15 protein-coding genes are annotated in these 19,528 nt (G+C 73.0%); 2 read left to right on the top strand and 13 right to left on the bottom strand.

Going from position 1 to position 19,528, the window contains the following annotated elements:
• Positions 1–313: 313 nt before the first annotated feature.
• On the bottom strand, positions 314–1,711 hold the full coding sequence (locus tag ACWCWD_RS26660; protein ID WP_450776408.1) for a PAS domain-containing protein: 1,398 nt from the start codon (positions 1,709–1,711) through the stop codon (positions 314–316).
• A 418-nt stretch (positions 1,712–2,129) separates the two neighbouring features.
• On the bottom strand, positions 2,130–2,765 hold the full coding sequence (pdxH, locus tag ACWCWD_RS26665; protein ID WP_450776651.1) for a pyridoxamine 5'-phosphate oxidase: 636 nt from the start codon (positions 2,763–2,765) through the stop codon (positions 2,130–2,132).
• Between the two features lie 341 nt (positions 2,766–3,106).
• Between pdxH and ACWCWD_RS26670 the strand changes: the two genes are divergently transcribed.
• The gene (locus ACWCWD_RS26670) at positions 3,107–4,216 is read left to right on the top strand and encodes a citrate synthase 2 (RefSeq protein ID WP_450776410.1); all 1,110 of its coding nucleotides are present in this window, start codon (positions 3,107–3,109) and stop codon (positions 4,214–4,216) included.
• A gap of 89 nt (positions 4,217–4,305) precedes the next feature.
• Here ACWCWD_RS26670 and ACWCWD_RS26675 read toward each other — a convergent pair whose 3' ends face one another.
• From ACWCWD_RS26675 to ACWCWD_RS26720, 10 genes are all read right to left on the bottom strand, one after another.
• Positions 4,306–5,148 carry a trimeric intracellular cation channel family protein gene (locus tag ACWCWD_RS26675; RefSeq protein WP_450776412.1) on the bottom strand — a complete coding sequence of 281 codons (843 nt, stop codon included), beginning with the start codon at positions 5,146–5,148 and terminating at the stop codon, positions 4,306–4,308.
• A 67-nt stretch (positions 5,149–5,215) separates the two neighbouring features.
• Positions 5,216–7,063: an alkyl/aryl-sulfatase gene (locus ACWCWD_RS26680; RefSeq protein ID WP_450776414.1), complete on the bottom strand. Its 1,848-nt coding sequence runs from the start codon at positions 7,061–7,063 to the stop codon at positions 5,216–5,218.
• Positions 7,064–7,360: 297 nt separating this feature from the next.
• A complete protein-coding gene (locus ACWCWD_RS26685; RefSeq protein WP_450776416.1) occupies positions 7,361–7,987 on the bottom strand; it encodes a TetR/AcrR family transcriptional regulator in 627 nt (208 codons plus the stop codon).
• Positions 7,975–8,751: an enoyl-CoA hydratase family protein gene (locus ACWCWD_RS26690; protein WP_450776418.1), complete on the bottom strand. Its 777-nt coding sequence runs from the start codon at positions 8,749–8,751 to the stop codon at positions 7,975–7,977. The genes ACWCWD_RS26685 and ACWCWD_RS26690 overlap by 13 nt, the downstream gene beginning before the upstream one ends.
• Positions 8,748–10,367, bottom strand: coding sequence for an AMP-binding protein (locus ACWCWD_RS26695; protein ID WP_450776420.1), 1,620 nt, complete (start codon positions 10,365–10,367; stop codon positions 8,748–8,750). The genes ACWCWD_RS26690 and ACWCWD_RS26695 overlap by 4 nt, the downstream gene beginning before the upstream one ends.
• Positions 10,368–10,436: 69 nt before the next feature.
• Positions 10,437–11,597 (bottom strand): acyl-CoA dehydrogenase family protein, encoded by a 1,161-nt coding sequence (locus ACWCWD_RS26700; RefSeq protein WP_450776422.1) that lies wholly within the window; start codon positions 11,595–11,597, stop codon positions 10,437–10,439.
• Positions 11,594–13,654, bottom strand: a complete 2,061-nt coding sequence (locus ACWCWD_RS26705; protein WP_450776424.1) for an ATP-binding protein — start codon at positions 13,652–13,654, stop codon at positions 11,594–11,596. Before ACWCWD_RS26705 ends, ACWCWD_RS26700 begins: the two co-directional genes overlap by 4 nt.
• Positions 13,655–13,707: 53 nt before the next feature.
• Complete coding sequence (locus ACWCWD_RS26710) at positions 13,708–15,306, bottom strand: acyl-CoA carboxylase subunit beta (RefSeq protein ID WP_450776426.1); 1,599 nt, start codon at positions 15,304–15,306, stop codon at positions 13,708–13,710.
• A gap of 49 nt (positions 15,307–15,355) precedes the next feature.
• Positions 15,356–17,209: an acyclic terpene utilization AtuA family protein gene (locus ACWCWD_RS26715; RefSeq protein ID WP_450776428.1), complete on the bottom strand. Its 1,854-nt coding sequence runs from the start codon at positions 17,207–17,209 to the stop codon at positions 15,356–15,358.
• Entirely contained in the window at positions 17,206–18,105 is a 900-nt protein-coding gene (locus ACWCWD_RS26720) for a TIGR03084 family metal-binding protein (protein WP_450776430.1), read from the bottom strand. Before ACWCWD_RS26720 ends, ACWCWD_RS26715 begins: the two co-directional genes overlap by 4 nt.
• A gap of 140 nt (positions 18,106–18,245) precedes the next feature.
• Between ACWCWD_RS26720 and ACWCWD_RS26725 the strand changes: the two genes are divergently transcribed.
• A complete protein-coding gene (locus tag ACWCWD_RS26725; protein ID WP_450776653.1) occupies positions 18,246–18,719 on the top strand; it encodes a GNAT family N-acetyltransferase in 474 nt (157 codons plus the stop codon).
• Between the two features lie 125 nt (positions 18,720–18,844).
• Here the strand turns inward: ACWCWD_RS26725 and ACWCWD_RS26730 are convergent, their stop codons facing one another.
• Positions 18,845–19,465, bottom strand: a complete 621-nt coding sequence (locus ACWCWD_RS26730; RefSeq protein ID WP_450776432.1) for a hypothetical protein — start codon at positions 19,463–19,465, stop codon at positions 18,845–18,847.
• Positions 19,466–19,528 lie beyond the last annotated feature (63 nt).

The raw sequence follows: 19,528 nt of genomic DNA on the forward strand, positions 1-19,528 counted from the left end.
CGGTGAACGTTTCAACCCACAACGCCTCAGCCCGCAACACCCCACCCATACAGGAGAAATACCCGCAGCGCAGGCTTCTGCAACACGCTTTAGGCCGTGTGTCGAAAGTTCCGCCTGTCCGGCGACGCCCGGCACGCACGCTCGCCGCGTTGTCGGGATCACCCCGATACATCCAGTATCGGGACGACCCTCCGCCTTGCGATCGCACGCACCGGACGCCGCCGGACCCGCCCTCCGGGCGGACGGCGCCACTTTCGACACACGGCCTAGCCAGCACTCTTCGTGCGGATCACGCCGAGCCGGTGTCCCCCGGTCAACCGCCCGTGCGGCCGTCGAGCAGCAGCGCCAGGTCCACCGCGCCGGCCACCCGGACCGCCGTGCTCTCCGCGTGGGCGGCGTCCTCCCGCTCGAAGGCCGGGCGGTCGGCCGTACGCAGGAAGGTCACGACCCCGAGGGTCCGGCCCCGGCTGCGCAGGGCCGCGCACAGGGCGTGTGCCGCGTGCCGGGGCCACTGGCGCTCGGCCGCCCAGGACTCCCCGGCGGGGCCCGCGCTCACCCGGACCGGGGCGATCCGGTCCAGCGACTGGAGGGCCGGGTGGCCGGTGTCGTAACGCGCGGGGAGCGAGCCCCCGGCGACCAGCAGGCAGGGGCCCGGGGCATCGGTCGGGGTGGCCGCCGTACGGACCAGCCGCTCCCCCGCCACCAGGTCGAGCAGCGCGTGGTCGGCGAAGCCCGCCAGCGAGAAGTCGAGGGTGGTCGTCGCCGCCTCCCACGGGTCCTCGCACTCGGCGGCGGCCCTGGCAGCCCGGTGCAGCTGGGTGGAGCGGAACCGCAGCCGGGCCGAGGCCTGCTCGGCGGTACGCGCCTCGGTCACGTCCTGGAAGAGCCAGGCGACCCCGAGCGGCACCGCCTCCTCGGTGAGGGGGGAGCAGAGCCGGAGGAAACCGCTGCGCCAGCAGCGCCGCCGTCCCCCCTCGCGGCTGCGCAGGGTCAGCCAGAGTTCGGCGGGGGCGGGCGGCGCCCCGGCGGCGAGCACATGGTGGAAGGCGCCTTCGAGGTCCTCCACTCCCTGGAGCACGACCTCCCCGAGGGGGCGGCCGAGCAGGGAGGTCCGGCCGCCGCCGAGCGCCCGCGCGGCGTGCGCGTTGACGACGGTGGGCCGCAGATCGGCGTCGACCAGGACCACGCCCCAGGGCCCGTCCTGGAAGAGCGCCTCGCTCATCGCGATGGAGCGTTCCAGGTCGATCTGGGCGTGTGCCTCGCTGAACGCGCAGTAGACCCCGGCCGGCCCGCCGTCCCCGCCGCGCATCCCGGCGGCCTGCATCCGGACGAGGACCCGGCCGCCGTCCTTGCGGACCAGGGCGAACTCGTGGACCTGGCGGCCCGCGGCGTCCTGGATCGCCATCAGCCGACGGCGCACCTCGTCGGCGTCGGGCCCGCGCACCGCCCAGCCCGCGAAGCCGTCCCGGCCGACGACCTCGGCGGCGGACCAGCCGAGGACGCGTTCGGCCTGGCGGTTCCAGTGGGTGACGGTGCCGGCGGCGTCGAGGGCGAAGAGCGCGGTGTCCATGCCGTCGAGGAGCGCGGCGAGGAGTTCGGCACCGGGGGCGGGCCCGGCCGCACCCGTGGTGCCTGGGGCCCCGGTGGCCCCGGTGGCTTCTGTGGCGCCCGAGGCGTCCGACGCGGACTGGCCGGCCGTACCGCTGCCCATGGAAGGACTCATTCCGTACCCCCGCAGAACGTGCCGTCCCCGCTGTCCGTACCGCTGCTCCGGCGGTACGCGTACCGGCGTGCGTTTGCGCACGTCAGATACCCATTGAACTCGACCGTGACGCGGCGCACACCTGCTTCCGATAAATAGGTTGTGCGGCCCGGACGAGGTTTCTAGGCTTGCCGCACACGCTGAAAGGAGGTGATCCGAAAAGTGCAGTCTTATCGGATTCGTGAGGTGGCTGCGGGCTGACAGCCCGTCGTCGCACATCGTGCACCTCGGCAGGTTGTCTGCCGAAACCCAAGCAGTCACCGACCCGCAGGCTCGCCGGTAGATCCGGCCGGCTCCTCCTCACGGAGGGACCCGAGCCTGCGGGTTCTGCTTTTCCGGCCTACGGGAAAGCCCTTGCGCCCGGATCTCAGGGGCAGAGGCGCTCCACGCGCCAGCCGGTCCCGGGCGCCGGGGGACGTACGTACCGCAGCCGGTCGTGCAGCCGGTTCTCGTGGCCCTGCCAGAACTCCACCGTCTCCGGCACGACCCGGAAACCGCCCCAGTGCGGCGGTACGGGCACCTTCTCGCCCTCCGGGTAGCGGGCCGCCAGCTCCTCGTACCGCTCGGTGAGCTCGCGGCGGGAGCCGATGACCGTGGACTGGGCGCTCGCCCAGGCGCCGAGCTGGGAGCCGTGCGGGCGGGTACGGAAGTACGCCACGGTCTCCTCGCGGCTCACGCGCTCCGCGACGCCGGTGACGATGACCTGGCGGGCGAGCGGGTGCCAGGGGAAGAGCAGCGAGACGTGAGGGTTCGCGGCCAGCTCCCGGCCTTTGCGGGACTCGTAGTTGGTGTAGAAGACGAAGCCGCTCGCGTCGAAGCCCTTGAGCAGGACGGTGCGGGAGGACGGGCGGCCGTCCGGTGCGGCGGTGGAGACCACCATGGCGTTCGGCTCGTGCAGGATGCCTCCGGCAGCGACCTGCCGGAACCAGCGGGCGAACTGGTCCATGGGTTCGGGGGCGAGATCCTGCTCGGCGAACGCCTCGGAACGGTACTGCTCGCGCATCGCCGCCGGATCGATGGTGCAATCGGAGGACGGGGACACGGCCGGACGGGAAGCGGACGGAGGTGTCGGGTCAGCTGTGGGCACGGGCCCATCCTGCCGCAGCGGGTCGGACCGGCGGCAATGCGGGCGGGGGCCGACGGGCCGTGAACGGGGGCCTACGGGCCGCGAACGGAGCGTGGCGCGACACGCGGAGGTGTTGTGCGAGACATCACCCTTCCTTGCCCCGGGGGAAGCCGCCACTATCGGGGGTCAGGTCCCATCGAGGGCCTCCGGGGGCTTGAAGGCCACGCACCCGGGGCCTTCACCGACACAGCTCGCAGCCGCACAGAGGGAGCCGCCTGATGTCCGCATTCGTACCCGGACTTGAGGGAGTCGTCGCGTTCGAGACGGAGATCGCCGAACCGGACAGGGAAGGCGGGGCGCTCCGTTATCGCGGGATCGACATCGAGAACCTCGTCGGCCAGGTGTCCTTCGGCAATGTCTGGGGGCTGCTGGTGGACGGGGCGTTCAACCCCGGCCTGCCTGCCGCCGAACCGTTCCCCATCCCGGTCCACTCCGGAGACATCCGGGTCGACGTGCAGTCGGCGCTGGCGATGCTCGCCCCGGTGTGGGGCCTGAAGCCGCTGCTCGACATCGACGCGGCGACGGCCCGCGACGACCTCGCGCGGGCGGCCGTGATGGCCCTGTCGTACGTGGCGCAGTCGGCGCGCGGGCAGGGGCTGCCGATGGTGCCGCAGAGCGAGATCGACAAGGCGGAGTCCGTGGTCGAGCGGTTCATGATCCGCTGGCGCGGCGAGCCGGACCCCAAGCACGTCAAGGCCGTCGACGCGTACTGGACGTCCGCCGCCGAACACGGCATGAACGCCTCCACGTTCACCGCCCGGGTCATCGCCTCGACCGGCGCGGACGTGGCGGCGGCTCTCTCCGGCGCGGTCGGCGCGATGTCGGGGCCGCTGCACGGCGGCGCACCGTCCCGGGTCCTCGGCATGATCGAGGAGATCGAGCGGACCGGGGACGCCACCGCGTACGTGAAGCAGGCGCTGGACAAGGGCGAGCGGCTGATGGGCTTCGGCCACCGCGTCTACCGCGCCGAGGACCCGCGCGCCCGGGTGCTGCGGCGCACCGCCCGCGAACTGGCCGCCCCGCGCTTCGAGGTGGCGGAGGCGCTGGAGAAGGCGGCGCTGGAGGAGCTGCACGCCCGGCGCCCCGACCGGGTGCTGGCGACGAACGTGGAGTTCTGGGCGGCGATCGTGCTGGACTTCGCGGAGGTCCCGGCGCACATGTTCACCTCGATGTTCACCTGCGCCCGCACGGCCGGCTGGTCGGCGCACATCCTGGAGCAGAAGCGCACGGGCCGGCTGGTGCGGCCCTCGGCGCACTACGTGGGCCCGGCGGCACGGGACCCGCGCGAGATCGACGGGTTCGACTCGATCACGCCGATCACGGGCTGACGGCGCGACCGGGTGCCGTGCGCGGGCGTGCCCGCCCCGCACGGCACCCGGTCGCGGGCGGCGGCGGAGCGAGCACGGGCCCGGAACGCTCAGGGCCGGTGGCGGCCGTCGCGGCGTGTCGATCCGGTTGCCCGGGTCCGGGGCTTGTCGTGGGATTCGACGGTCAGGCCGAGCAGGCGCAGTTCACGGGTGGACTTGCCGGAGATCTTGCGGCCGAGGAGCGGACGTCCGTCGTCGTGGCGGTAGACACCGGACGGCTCGGCGGCCAGTGGCTCTTCCCAGCCCCGGTAGAGGGCGGTGAGGCGGACGGCGAAGCCGACGAGGAAGGCGAGCAGCGCGCTCGCGGTGCGTGGGAGTCCCGCCCGGTCGAGGGCGATCCACACGGCACCGGTCAGAGCGGCGATGGTCACGAACCACTCGCTGCGGACGAACTGCTTGGGCGGGACTCCGCAGGAGATGTCGATGAGGAAGCGACCTGCGGTGGGGCCGACGACGGCGAGGACGAGGGACCCGAGAACGGGCAGGCCGGCCTCCGCCCCGGTCTGCGCCCCGACGATGGCGTACCAGGGCAGGGCGAAGGAGGTGACGAACTGGAACAGCCCCTCGCGGAACAGCTGGCCCTCGGAATAGGCGAGGAGGTGTCCGATCGCCCCGGCGATCAGACACAGCACCACGTAGGAGGAGTTGGTCAGCGCGGCCGGGACCCGGCCGACCATGACGTCCCGGCTGACCCCGCCGCCGATGCCGCCGAGCAGCGCCATGAGCAGGATGCCGATCACCGTGAAGTTCTTGTAGTGGTCGGGGCGGCGGGCCAGCAACGCCCCGTTCAACGCGTTGGTGGTCGCCGCGACCAGGTTGATGAACGTGCCGCCGCCGGTGAATTCGAACGATCCGAAGCCGACGGCGCCCACGGCCAGGTGCGCCGGGCTCACCGGGCGGCTCCCGCGGGCGCCCGGCTCCGGCCGCCGGGCGCGGCCGGAGCGTGCGAGGTGCGGGGGGTCACGGTGTCACGATGGCGAAGTCGGGGTCGGGGGTGTCGAGCAGGCCGACGAGTGTGGCGAGGACCTGCGGATCGCCCTGGACACGCACCTCGTCGAGTCCCTTGCCCGCCAGGACGCCGAGGAGTTCCGCCTTGGTCAGGGTGAGGGTCAGGTCGGCCGCCGGGCCGGGCCCGTGCGTCCCCGTGGCGGTGCCGGCGCCTGTGTCGGTGCCGGCGCTGCGGTAGGTGAGTGCGCCGTTGGACAGCAGGATGTGCCAGGAACGGTGCTCGTCGGTGACGTTCCAGGTCATGGTGAGCCTCTCGTCCCACGCCCGGGGGCCGTCGACGCGGATGGCGAGGGAGTCGATGAGCATGTCGACGGTGAGTGCCATCGCCATCTCGGGGTTGGTCGTCTCCAACGCGGTGTGGGCGGTCGCGCCGCGCAGTTCCTGAGCCCCCATCAGGTAGAAGTTGCGCCAGGTGGCGTTCTCCGCGCCGTGCCCGAGCTTCTCGTACACCGAGGCCAGCGCCTGCTTGGCGGGCCCGTCGTCGGGGGCGGCGAAGACCGCGTGCCCCAACAGCGTCGCCGCGAACCGGAGATCCCCCGAGGCCGCGTACTCCTCGCCCTTGGCGATCAGCGCCGGCACACCGCCGTAGTCGGCGGCGAACCGCTTTGCCTGCTCCGTCGGCGGGTGCTCCCACAGGTGGGCCGGATTGCCGTCGAACCAGCCCATGTAGCGCTGGTAGATGGCCTTGACGTTGTGGCTGACCGAACCGTAGTAGCCCCGGTTCGCCCACCGGCGGGCGATCGCCGGGGGCAGTTCGATGAGCTCGGCGATCTCCGTACCGGTCAGTCCCTGGTTGGTCATGCGCAGGGTCTGGTCGTGGAGGTAGGCCCACATGTCGCGCTGGCCGGCCAGATGCTCGACGATGCGGCCCCGACCCCAGGTGGGCCAGTGGTGGGAGGCGAAGGCGACCTCGGCCCGATCACCGAACAGCGTGATCGTCTCCCCCAGGTAGTGCGCCCAGATACGGGTGTCCCGGACCACCGCGCCGCGCAGGGTCAGGATGTTGTGCATGTTGTGCGTCGCGTTCTCCGCCATGCACAGGGCGCGCCGGTCGGGGAAGTAGAAGTTCATCTCCGAGGGCGCCTCGGTGTCCGGCGTCATCTGGAAGACGATCCGCACCCCGTCGACCGTCTCCTCCTGGCCGGTGCGGGTGATGTCCAGCGTCGGCGGTACGAGGGTGATCGTGCCCTTGGAGGTGGTGATGCCGAGTCCGGCGCTGATGTGCCCGGCAGGGCCCTTGGCCAGTTCCGCGCCGTACATGTAGACCGCCCGGCGGGTCATCGCGCCGCCCGCGTAGACGTTCTCCGCCACCGCGTGCTCCAGGAACCCGGCCGGAGCGATCACCGGGACCGGGGCGTGCCCGTGCGGCAGGACCCCGCGGGAACCCCCGAAGTGGTCGCCGTGGGAGTGCGTGTAGATGAGCCCGGTGACCGGTCGGTCGCCGCGGTGCGCGCGGTACAGCGCGAGAGCGGCGGCCGCGGTCTCGGCCGAGATCAGCGGGTCGATGACGATGACACCGGTGTCGCCCTCGACCAGAGTCATGTTCGACAGGTCCAGGTTGCGGACCTGGTAGATCCCGGTCGTCACCTCGAACAGGCCCTGCTTGTTGCAGAGCAGGCTCTGCCGCCACAGGCTGGGGTGCGCGCTGTCGGGGCAGTCCCCGTCCAGGAATCCGTACGCGTCGCCGTCCCAGATCACCCGGCCGTCCTCCGTCCGGATCACCGCGGGAGAGAGGGCGGCGACGAACCCTCGGTCGGCGTCCTCGAAGTCGGACCTGTCGGCGTAGTCGAGATCACTCATGGACAACGAATAGCCCAGAATCCGACTATTCACGCATACCGGCATCACGTGCCCCGCCAGGTGTCCCGTTCGAAGGACGGCCAGGGCCGAGTGCGGGGACGGCGGACCGAGGGTGCGTCCGGCGGATCAGGACCGGAGAGGACGCGGCGTCACCACGGAGTGGAGCCCGGAGTCCGCGATCATCCGGAAGCAGTCGCACGCCCGCTCTCCCTCGGCCTCGCCCCGAGATCCGGCCCCGGCCCCGGCCCCGGCCCCGGCCCCGGCCCCGGCGTGATGGTGAACCTCGGCTCTCGTCCCTCAGTCCAGCGCGCCCTCGACCAGCGCCGCCCACTGCGCCACGACTCTCCGGCGGCGGGCGGTGTCGTCGGTGAGGAGGTTGGCGAGGCCGAGGCCCCGGGCCATGTCGAGGAGTCCCTGGACCGTCTCGCGCACCCCGGGACGGGTCTCGTCCGCGCGGAGCAGGGCGACGGCGATGCGGTGGGTCTCCCGGCCGACGCGGGCTTCCAGTTCGGTTACCCGGGGGCGGAGTTGGGGCTCGTTGGAGGCGGCCACCCAGAGCTGGAGCGCGGCGCGGAAGAGCGGCCCGGTGTAGAGGTCCACGAGCGCGGCGACGACCTCGGCGCGGCCCTGGACGGGGAGCGCCCGCAGTGCGGCGGAACGCTCCTCGGCGACGTACTCGACGGCGCCGGTGAACAGGTCCTCGCGGGTGGGGAAGTGGTGCTGGGCCGCACCCCGGGAGACCCCGGCCCGTTCGGCGACGACGGAGACCGTGGAGCCCGCCCAGCCGTGGACGGCGAGGCAGGCCACGGCGGCCTCCAGGAGCCGCTGCCGGGTGGCCCGACTGCGGTCCTGTTTGGGCGACTTGGCGGTGCCCACAACTGTTCCGGAGTGGGGCGGGTCGTTCGGGGGCGTCACCACACCCATGCGGGGTCCCGTCGTTCGAGGAAGGCCGTCATCCCCTCCCGTGCGTCGTCGGAGGCGAAGAGCGCGGTGGACAGGGCGATGAGGTCTTCGGCGTGTTGGTCGAAGCTTTCCAGCACGGTAGCCGTGACCAGCTGCTTCGATGCCATCAGCCCCTGCGGGGACGCCTTGCGCAGTCCGTCCAGTACGGGTTCGAGCGCCTTGTCGACCTCGTCCGCGCCCTCGCCGGGGGCGGCGGTCCCGGCCGGGTCTCCCGCCGCGAGGGTGACCAGTGAGATGCGGGCGGCCTCGGCCGCGTCGAACCGTTCCCCGGTGAGGAAGTAGCGGGCGGCCGCTGAGCGTTCGAGGCGGGGCAGCAGGGTCAGCGAGATCACCGCAGGGGCGAGCCCGAGGCGCGACTCGGTGAGTGCGAAGCTCGCCCCCGGCCCGGCCACCGCGATGTCGCACGCCCCGAGCAACCCGAGCCCGCCGGCCCGGACATGTCCGGTGATCCGGCCCACCACGGGCTTGGGCAGGGCGACGATCTTCCGCAGCAGGGCGACGAACTCCCGTGGATCGGCGGGAAACTTGAGGTCGGCCCCGGCGCAGAAGGTGGTGCCGGTGTGGGTCAGCACGACGGCGCGTACGGCGGCGTCGGCCGCGCAGGCGTCGAGCGCCTGGGCCAACTCGCCGACCAGCTCGGCGGAGAGCGCGTTGCGGCGGGCGGGGGCGTCCAGGGTGAGCGTGGTGATGCCACGGTCGTGGACGGGTGCGGCGAGGCTGCTCATGCGGGGCTCCCTTCGGTGCCGGCGGCCTGGCGCCCCGACACCTTTTCCCGGTCGCGGAGTTCGCGGCGGAGGATCTTGCCCGAGGTGGCCCGGGGTACCTCGTCGATGAACTCGGCCCGCCGGACCTTCTTGTACGGGGCGACGCGTTCGGCGACGTAGGCGAGCACGTCCTCGGGGGTGAGCTTCCGGGCCTCCGGGGCGGGCGAGCGGACCAGGAACGCCTTGGGGACCTCGTTGCCCGCGTCGTCGTACACGCCGATGACGGCGGCGTCGGCGAGGTGTTCGTGGCCGAGCAGCAGGGCCTCCAGTTCGGCGGGGGCGACCTGGTAGCCCTTGTACTTGATCAGCTCCTTGACCCGGTCGACGACGTAGAGCCAGCCGTCCGCGTCGACCCGGCCGACGTCCCCGGTGTGCACCCAGCCGTCCTCGTCGATCATGGCGGCGGTGGCGTCGGGGCGGCCGAGGTAGCCCTTCATCACCTGGGGGCCCCGGATCAGGATCTCGCCCTCGGCGCCGGGTGCGGCGTCCGTGCCGGGGTCGGCGAGGTCGACGATCCGCATCTCGGTGCCGGGGATCAGCTTGCCGACCGTGCCGTCCGGCGGGTTCTCCTCGGAGAGCGGCACGACGTGGGTGCCCGGGGAGAGCTCGGTCATGCCGTACGCCTGCCGTACGGGCGGCAGCCCGAGCCGCTCCGAACAGGCGCGGGCGAGGTCGGCGTCGAGCGGGGCGGCGGCGGAGACGATGTAGCGGAGCGAGGAGAGGTCGTAGCGGGCGACGGCCGGGTGCTTGGCGAGTGCCAGCACGATGGGCGGAGCCACGTACAGCCCGGCGATCCGGTGCTTCTCGATGGCGGCCAGGAACTGGTCGAGGTCGAAACGGGGCAGCACCACCACGGTCGCCCCGTGCCGGAGCGGCCCGTTCATCAGTGCAGTGAGCCCGTAAATGTGAAAAAAGGGCAATACGGCCAAAATGGGCTCGTTCTGGACCAGGGGGACGAACGGCTGGAGCTGTTCCAGGTTGGTGGCGATGGAGGTGTGGGTGAGCATCACCCCCTTGGGGGCGCCGGTGGTGCCGGAGGAGTAGGGCAGCACGGCGACGTCCTCGTCCGGGTCGGTCTCCACCTGCGGCTCGGGTGCGGTGGAGCCGAGCATGTCGAGCACCGAGGTGTACCCCTCGGCGGTGTCGCAGACGAAGATCTGCCGTATCCCGCCCGCCAGTTCGGCGGCCCGGCGGGCGGTGTCCAGGAGCGGCGAGACGGTGACGATCCAGCGCGCGGAGGAGTCGGTGAGCTGTTTGGCGAACTCCTCGGCGGTGGCGAGCGGGTGGACCGTGGTGACGGAGGCGCCCGCGCGCGTCGCGCCGTAGAACACGGGTGGGTAGGCGATGGTGTTGGGGCTGTGCAGGGCGAGGACGTCGCCCTTGCGGAGCCCGGCCTCGGCGAGCGCGGCGGCGATCCGCCGGTGGAAGTGGTCGAGTTGGGTGTAGGTGAGGGACATCCCGTTCGTGCCGTCGACCAGGGCGACGGTCTCCCCGAACTCGGTGGCCCGGCCGAGGACGGCCTCGTGGATGGGTGTGCTGAGGATGGCGACGTCTGCGTACTCGCTGCGGAACACCATGGCGGTCCCCTGTCGGCGCGGTGGGCGGCTGAGAGCGGTGCTTCTGGGCGCGGGCGCCCCGGGGCGCGGTCAGTACGACTTCGGCAGGCCCAGCGACTGGTGGGAGACGTAGTTCAGGATCATCTCGCGGCTGACCGGGGCGATCCGGGCGACGCGGGCGGCGGTGATGAGCGAGGCGAGACCGTACTCGCGGGTGAGGCCGTTGCCGCCGAGGGTGTGCACCGCCTGGTCGACGGCCTTCACGCAGGCCTCCCCGGCCGCGTACTTGGCCATGTTGGCGGCCTCACCGGCGCCGATGTCGTCGCCCGCGTCGTAGAGGGCGGCGGCCTTCTGCATCATCAGCCGGGCCAGCTCCAGTTCGACGTGTGCGACGGCCAGCGGGTGGGCGATGGCCTGGTGGGCGCCGATCGGGGTCTTCCACACCTGCCGGGTCTTGGCGTACTCCACGGCCTGCCCGAGGGCGTAGCGGCCCATGCCGATGCCGAAGGCGGCGGTCATGATGCGTTCGGGGTTGAGCCCGGCGAACAGCTGGAGCAGCCCGGCGTCCTCGTCGCCGACGAGCGCCTCGGCGGGCAGTCGTACGTCGTCCAGGACCAGCTCGAACTGCTTCTCGGGGGCGTGGAGTTCCATGTCGATCTGCGAGCGGCCGAAGCCGGGGGCGTCGCGCGGGACGATGAAGAGGCAGGGCTTGAGCTTCCCGGTACGGGCGTCCTCGGTGCGGCCCACGACGAGCGTGGCGTCGGCGATGTCGACGCCGGAGACGAAGACCTTCCGGCCGGTGAGCAGCCAGTCGTCGCCGTCGCGGCGGGCGGTCGTGGTGATCCGGTGCGAGTTGGAGCCGGCGTCCGGCTCGGTGATCCCGAAGGCCATGGTGAGGCTGCCGTCGGCGAGTCCGGGGAGCCACTGCCGCTTCTGTGCCTCGGTGCCGAAGCGGGATATCACCGTGCCGCAGATCGCCGGGGAGACCACCATCATCAGCAGCGGGGCTCCTGCGGCACCCAACTCCTCCAGCACGATGGAGAGTTCCGCCATGCCGGCGCCTCCCCCGCCGTACTCCTCGGGGAGGTTCACGCCCAGGTAGCCGAACTTGGCTGCCTCGGCCCAGAGTTCGTCGGTGTGCCGGCCCTCCGCGATGACGGAGGCCATGTAGGCGCGCCCGAAGCGCTTGCCGAGGGCGGCGACGGCGGCGCGGAGCGCCTGGTGCTCGGCGGATTCGAGGACGGTGCTCATGGCTGCGGTGCCTCCTGGACGTGGGATTCCTCTTCGGGCGTGTCCTGTACGTGGGGCGTGTCCTGTACGACGGCGAGCAGCGCGCCGACCTCCACCTGGAGGCCCGGCGCGGCGTGGAGCGCGGTGAGGGTGCCGGTGGCGGGGGCGAGGATGCGGTGCTCCATCTTCATCGCCTCCAGCCAGATCAGCGGCTGCCCGGCTTCGACGGCGGCCCCGGGGGCCAGCCCTTCGGCGAGGCGGACGACCGTGCCGGGCATGGGGGCGAGCAGGGAGCCGGGTTCGCTGCGGGTGGTGGGGTCGGTGAAGCGGGGCAGGGCGGTGAAGGTGTGGGAGCCGTCCGCCGTGTCCACGTACACCTGGTCGCCGTGGACGGTGACGGCGAACCGGCGGGTGACGCCGTCGAGTTCGAGGGTGACCCGGTCGGAGCGGACCTCCGTCACCCGGATTCCGGGGGCCTCGTGCGGGACGGGGCCGGTGCGGGTGGCCCGGTAGGCGGTCTCGTACTCCCCGGCGTCGGGCTCGGCGCGGTAGCGCTTGGTCTGCGGCTGGGAGGGGAGGTTACGCCAGGCGCCGAAGCGGGCGGGTACGGCGGCGTGCGCCGGGGTGCGTACCGCCTCCTCCCCTGCCGTACGGGCCGCACCCCCTGCCGTGCCGGCCGACGCCCCTGCCGTGCGGGCCGCCGCGTCGGCGAGGGTGGCGGCCAGGGCGGCGCGGCGGACGGCCGCCTCGTCGGGGGCGGGGGTGAGGGCGGTGAGGTGGCGGTCGTAGAACCCGGTGTCGAGGCGGACGGCGAGGAAGTCGGGGTGGCGCAGGGAGCGGACCAGCAGGTCGCGGTTGGTGACCGGGCCGTGGATCCGGGCGCGTTCGAGGGTGCGGGCGAGGAGCCGTACGGCCTCGGCGCGGGTGGCGGCGTGCGCGACGACCTTGGCGAGCATCGGGTCGTAGTGCACCCCGATGGTGTCGCCGCCGGTGTACCCGGTGTCGAGGCGGACCCCCGGCTCCTCGGGCAGGTCGAGCGCGTGCAGGAGCCCGGTCTGCGGGCGCCAGTCGTGGGCGGGGTCCTCGGCGTAGAGCCGGGCCTCCACGGCGTGCCCCTCGGGGGCGGGCGGCCCGGCAGCGGGCAGCGGCTCGCCCTCGGCGGTCCGCAGCTGGAGGGCGACCAGGTCGAGCCCGAACACGGCCTCGGTGACGGGGTGTTCGACCTGGAGGCGGGTGTTCATCTCCAGGAAGTAGGGGCGGCCCTCGGCGGAGACGAGGAACTCCACGGTCCCCGCGCCCCGGTAGCCGACGGCGCGGGCGGCGGCCACCGCGGCGTCGTGCAGCCGGGTCCGCAGCTCCTCGCCGAGGCCGGGTGCGGGGGCCTCCTCGACGACCTTCTGGTGACGGCGCTGGAGGGAGCAGTCGCGGGTGCCGAGCGCCCAGACGGTGCCGTGGTCGTCGGCCATCACCTGCACCTCGACGTGCCGGCCGCGTTCCACGTACGGCTCGGCGAACACCTCGCCGTCCCCGAACGCGGACTCCGCCTCCGCTCGAGCGGCGGTCAACTCGGCTGGGAGCGCGTCGAGTTCCCGTACGATCCGCATCCCGCGCCCGCCGCCGCCCGCCGCCGCCTTGAGCAGCAGCGGCAGGTCGGCCTCGGTCGCGGTGGCCGGGTCGACGGGGGCGAGCAGCGGGACCTCGGCGGCGGCCATCAGCTCCTTGGCGCGGGTCTTCGAGGCCATCTGCTCGATCGCCTTGACCGGCGGGCCGACCCAGAGGAGCCCGGCGTCCTGCACGGCGGCGGCGAAGGGGGCGTTCTCGGAGAGGAAGCCGTACCCGGGGTGCACCGCGTCGGCCCCGGCCGCGAGCGCCGCGGCGACGATCAGGTCGCCGCGGAGGTAGGTGTCGGCGGGCGCCGCGCCCGGCAGCCGTACGGCGAGGTCGGCCTCGCGGACGTGCAGGGCACCGGCGTCCGCGTCGGAGTACACGGCGACGGTGGTGATGCCGAGCGCCCGGCAGGTGCGGAAGATCCGGCAGGCGATCTCGCCGCGGTTGGCGACGAGCAGGGAAGTGATCACGTCAGTCCTCTCAGTCCTCTCTGTCCTCACAGCGCTCCCCGTCCTCCCGCCGCTCACATCCGGAAGACGCCGAAGCCGCCGCGGGCGCCTTCGACGGGTGCCGTGTGGATCGCGGAGAGGCACATCCCGAGGACGGTCCTGGTGTCGCGGGGGTCGATGACCCCGTCGTCGTAGAGCCGCCCGGAGAGGAAGACCGGCAGCGACTCGGCCTCGATCTGCTGCTCCACCAGGGCGCGCAGTCCGGCGTCGGCCTCGTCGTCGTACGGGCGGCCCTTGGCGGCGGCGGAGGCGCGGGCCACGAGGGAGAGCACCCCGGCGAGCTGCTGCGGGCCCATGACGGCCGACTTGCTGCTGGGCCAGGCGAAGAGGAAGCGGGGGTCGTAGGCGCGTCCGCACATGCCGTAGTGGCCGGCCCCGTAGGAGGCGCCCATCAGCACGGAGAGGTGCGGGACCCTGGAGTTGGAGACCGCGTTGATCATCATCGCGCCGTGTTTGATGATGCCGCCCTGTTCGTACTCCTTGCCGACCATGTAGCCGGTGGTGTTGTGCAGGAAGATCAGCGGGATGTCGCGCTGGTTGGCGAGCTGGATGAACTGCGCGGCCTTCTGCGACTCCGCGCTGAAGAGCACCCCCTGCGCGTTGGCGAGGATGCCGACCGGGTAGCCGTGCAGCCGCGCCCAGCCGGTGACGAGGCTGGTGCCGTAGAGCGGCTTGAAGGCGTCGAAGTCGGAGCCGTCGACGAGCCGGGCGATGACCTCGCGCGGGTCGAACGGCACCTTGAGGTCGCCGGGCACGATGCCGAGGAGCTCCTCCTCGTCGTACTTCGGCGGTTCGGCGGGTCCCGGATCGGCGTGTGCCTTGCGCCAGTTGAGGCGGGCGACGATCCGGCGGGCCTGGCGCAGCGCGTCGTGCTCGTCCACGGCGAAGTGGTCGGCCAGCCCGGAGGTGCGGGCGTGCATCCCGGCGCCGCCGAGCGACTCGTCGTCGCTCTCCTCGCCGGTGGCCATCTTCACCAGCGGCGGGCCGCCGAGGAAGACCTTGGAACGGTCCTTGATCATGACGGTGTGGTCGGACATTCCGGGGACGTACGCGCCTCCGGCGGTGGAGTTGCCGAACACCACGGCCACGGTGGGGATTCCGGCGGCGGAGAGCCGGGTGAGGTCGCGGAAGAGCGCCCCGCCGGGGATGAAGATCTCCTTCTGCGAGGGCAGGTCGGCGCCCCCGGACTCGACCAGGCTGATGCAGGGCAGCCGGTTGGCGAAGGCGATCTCGTTGGCCCGCAGCGCCTTCTTCAGCGTCCACGGGTTGGAGGCGCCGCCGCGTACGGTCGGGTCGTTGGCGGTGATCAGGCACTCGACGCCCTCCACCACCCCGATCCCGGTGACGAGCGAGGCGCCCACCGTGTAGTCGCTGCCCCAGCCGGCCAGCGGCGACAGTTCCAGGAACGGGGTGTCGGGGTCGATCAGGAGCTCGATCCGCTCCCGGGCGGGCAGCTTCCCGCGCGAACGGTGCCGTGCCACGTACTTCTCGCCGCCCCCGGCCAGCGCCTTCGCGTGCTCGGCCGCGAGGCCGTCGAGCTTGGCGAGCAGGGCGGCCCGATTGGCGGCGTACTCGGGTCCGGCGGTGTCGAGCCCGGTGGGCAGGACGGTCATCGGTGACCTCCGGTGCGGGAAACGAAGGGGGTGGGGTGATGCCTGCGGCTCAGGTCGCCGGGGCGAGCAGGGAGACCGGTACGGCGAGGTGGCGCGAGCGGAGCCACTCCCCCAGCGCCTTGGCCTGCGGGTCGAACCGCGCCTGTGCGGCGACCCCCTCGCCCAGCAGTCCACGGACGACGAAGTTCACCGCCCGCAGCTGCGGGAGCACATGCCGTTCGACTTCCAATCCGCCGGTCTCCGGCAGGAGTTCGCGGAACCGCTCGACGGTCAGCTCGTGCGCGAGCCACCGCCAGGCGCGGTCGTCACGCACCCACACGCCGACGTTCGCGTCACCGCCCTTGTCGCCGCTGCGCGCCCCGGCGAGCAGCCCGAGCGGCACGCTCCGGGTCACCTCCGGCTCCAACGCGGGCGGCAGCGGGGCCTCGGGAGGTACGAGGTCGAGCACCCGGGTCACCGTCGGCGCGGGCACGTCCTGCCGGGTGCCGTCGGGCAGCACGGCGGTGTGCGCGATCTCGGACGCCGGTACGTACGCGGCTTCGAAGACCCCGTACGGCGCGCCCTTCCCGGGCGGGGCGGTGACGTGGAACCCGGGGTAGCTGCCGAGGGCCAGCTCCACGGCGGCCCCGGAGACCGCCCGGCCGACCGCCTCCGCGTCCTGGTCGCGCACCACCAGCCGGAGCAGCGCGCTCGCGGTCTCCTCGGTGGGCGCGTCGGGGTGGTCGGTGCGGGCCAGCTCCCAGCGGACCTCGGCGGGCGCCTTCCCGGACCGGTCGAGCGCGTCGGCGAACTGCTCCTGCACCAGGAGGGACTTGGCCTCGATGTCGAGTCCGGTGAGGACGAAGACGACCTCGTTGCGCCAGCCGCCGAGCCGGTTGAGCCCGACCTTCAGCGTGGGCGGCGGCGCCTCGCCCCGTACCCCGCTGATCCCGACCCGGTCCTGGCCCTCCTGCGCGAGCCGTACGGTGTCGAGCCGGGCGGTGACGTCGGGTCCGGCGTACCGGGCGCCCCCGGTCTCGTACAGCAACTGGGCGGTGACGGTGGAGAGATCGACCACCCCGCCGGTGCCCGGGTGCTTGGTGATGACGGAGGAGCCGTCCGCGTGGATCTCGGCGAGCGGGAAGCCGGGGCGGCGGACGTCGTGGTCGCCGAAGAAGGCGTAGTTCCCGCCGGTGGCCTGCGTACCGCACTCCAGGACGTGCCCGGCGACCACGGCCCCGGCGAGGGCGTCCAGGTCGTCGGGGCCCCAGCCGAAGTGGGCGGCGGCGGGCCCGGTGACCAGGGCGGCGTCGGTGACCCGGCCGGTGACGACGATGTCCGCGCCCGCCCGCAGGCAGGCGGTGATCCCGGCGCCGCCGAGGTACGCGTTGGCGGTGAGGAACCCCTCCGGCACCGGCCGGCTGTCGCCCTCCACATGGGCGACCCGCACCGGGATTCCGAGCTTGTCGGCCAACTCCCGTACGGCGTCGGCGAGTCCGGCCGGGTTGAGACCGCCCGCGTTGGCGACGATCTTCACCCCGCGCTCGACGGCCAGCCCGAGTCCTTCTTCGAGCTGCCGCAGGAAGGTGGTCGCGTACCCGCGCGAGGGGTCCTTCAGACGGCTGCGGCCGAGGATGAGCATGGTGAGCTCGGCGAGGTAGTCGCCGGTGAGGACGTCGAGCGGGCCGCCGGTCAGCATCTCGCGCATCGCGTCGAACCGGTCGCCGTAGAACCCGGAGGCGTTGCCGATGCGGAGCGGGGTGGGCGCGGGCGGGTCGAGCGGGCTCGTGGGGGCGGGGTCCACGGCGGGGCCGGTCGGCTCGGTGACGGAGACGGGGATCGCGACGGGGGCGGGGAGTTGTGTCCCCAGCCCGAGGGGGGCGGGCGACGCGGTGGGGTTCTCCGTGGGCGGGACGGTGGTCATATTCCCTCACTTCGCAGGGGGTTCGCGGCTTCTTCGGACTCGCCCTCTCTCCTGCCCCCGCCCGCGCTCCTGTCTCCGCGCGCGCTCTCGTCCCCACCCGCACCCTTGTCCCCGCGCGGCGCGCGCCCCGCACCCGGCAGCCCGGCGAAGGCCTGCGCGATGTCCAGCCACCCGTCGGCCTCGGCGCCGACCGCCCGCAGCGCGAGGTCGTCCCGGTGGGCGCGCTGCGTCACCAGCAGGCAGAAGTCCAGCAGCGGCCCGGTCACCCGCTGCGCGGCACCCTCGGGCCCGAATACGATCAACCCGCCCTCAGGCACTGTCAGTTCGACCCGGAACTCCTCGCCCGGCGGTGTGGCGCCCCGCACGAACCAGGCGTAGTCCCGGGCCCGTACGCCGATCCTGGCGACATGCCGCAGCCGCCCGGTCGGCGCCCGTACGACCCCGAGCGCGTCGGCCACGTCCTGCCCGTGCGCCCAGGTCTCCATGAGCCGGGCGGTCGCCATCGAGGCGAGGCTCATCGGCGGCCCGTACCAGGGGACGCGGGTACCGGGCACGGCCTCCCGCAACACCTCCTGGAGCCGCTCCCGCCCGGCCCGCCACCGCCGCAGCAGCTCCGACGGCGAGGCGGCGGCGACAGCAGCCCCGGCGGCCTCGTCCACGAAGCTCTCCGGCGCGGCGAGCGCGGCCGCCACCTCCGCCGCGAACGCCCCGGGGTCGGTCGCGGCAGTCACCGCGACCCCGTCGGTCCAGGTCAGATGCGCGATCTGGTGGGCGATCGTCCAGCCGGGCGCGGGGGTCGCCGCCGCCCACTCCTCGTCGCTCAACTCGGCTACCAGAGCGTCGAGTTCTTCGCTCTCGTCCCGCAGGTCGTCGATCACGGCGATGGCATCGGACACGTGCGCTCCCCTCGGGGCATGGCGTGGTGCCCCGGAGCATGGCAGCGCCCGCAGAAACAAGCAAGCATGCTTGCATGATTTTCCGTTCCGGACGCTCCGGTCCCTTCCGCGGAGTGGCTAGGGTCGGGCCCATGACCTCCATGGATGTCTCCCTGCGTCCCGTGCACCCCAGTGATCTGCCTGTGTTCTTCCGGCACATGAGCGACCCCGAGTCGAACCGGATGGCCGCCTTCACCGCCGAGGACCCGACGGACCGGGTTCACTTCGACGCCCACTGGAAGCGCCTCTCCGCCACCCCCGACGTCGTCACCCGCACCGTGCTCGCGGACGGCGACGTGGTCGGGCATGTCGCCGTGTACGGCGAGCCGGGCGAGCGGGAGGTCACCTATGTCGTCGATCGCTACTACTGGGGACGGGGCATCGCGACCGCCGCGTTGCGGATCCTCCTCGACGAGGTCGCCGAACGCCCGCTGTTCGCCAGGGCGGCGGCGGACAACACCGGATCGGTACGAGTCCTGGAGAAGTGCGGCTTCGAGGTCGTCCGCGAGGAACGGGGCTTCGCGAACGCGCGGGGAGAGGAGATCGACGAGCTGGTGCTGCGGTTGGCCGGATGACGTCGCCGGCCCCGTCGACGCGTCGGTGCCGGTATCCGCGCGAGGGGGCGATCAGCACCGCGCGAGGGGGCGGTCAGCGGCGCCGCCGCGCGCCGCACCGGCGGGCCGGGGCGGCAGTCCCCGGTTCAGGGGATGAGCCCCGCCACCGTCCCCGTTCCGGCGGCGCGCCCCCGGTAGCGGAAGGCGAAGTGCCACCCGCTCTCCAGGGCCACGACCTCGTCCAGGGCGACCGTCGCACGGGCCGTGTGCAGCGGGTGGAGTACGTCCGTACCGGACGGCAGCGTCACGGTGCCCCGCACCCCTGCGGAGCCGAAGTAGAAGGTGCACGCGTCACCGTCGTGGACCTCCGTGCCACCGTGCTCCTCCGCCTCCGCCGCCGTCTCCGCCGACAGGACGATGTCCGCGGAGAAGGTGTCGTACGCGCCGATCGACCCCGGTCGTGCGAGGACCTGCCCCCGCTCGACCGCGTCCGCCACGGAGTGGGGCAGCAGGAGTCCGACGTTCCAGCCCGCCTCTCCGACACGCGTGGGCTCGCGGCCCGGCCCCTCGATCCCGGCGACGCGGACGGGCACGTGGACGGGCACGCCGTCGCCCGTACCGCCTCCGCCGGCGCCGACGACCTGCACCTCGTCGCCGACGAGGACCCGGCCCCGCTCGATCCGTCCGGTGACGAGGACCTCTCGGCCCTGGCTGCGGGGGAACACGTCCTCGACCCACATCAGGAACGGCTCCGGCGGGTGCTCCATCGGTTACTCACTCTCGACCATGCGCGGGATCGGATCACCTCGAATCCCCTCGGGAGGTCCGTG

The sequence above is a fragment of the Streptomyces sp. NPDC001493 genome (assembly GCF_053597235.1).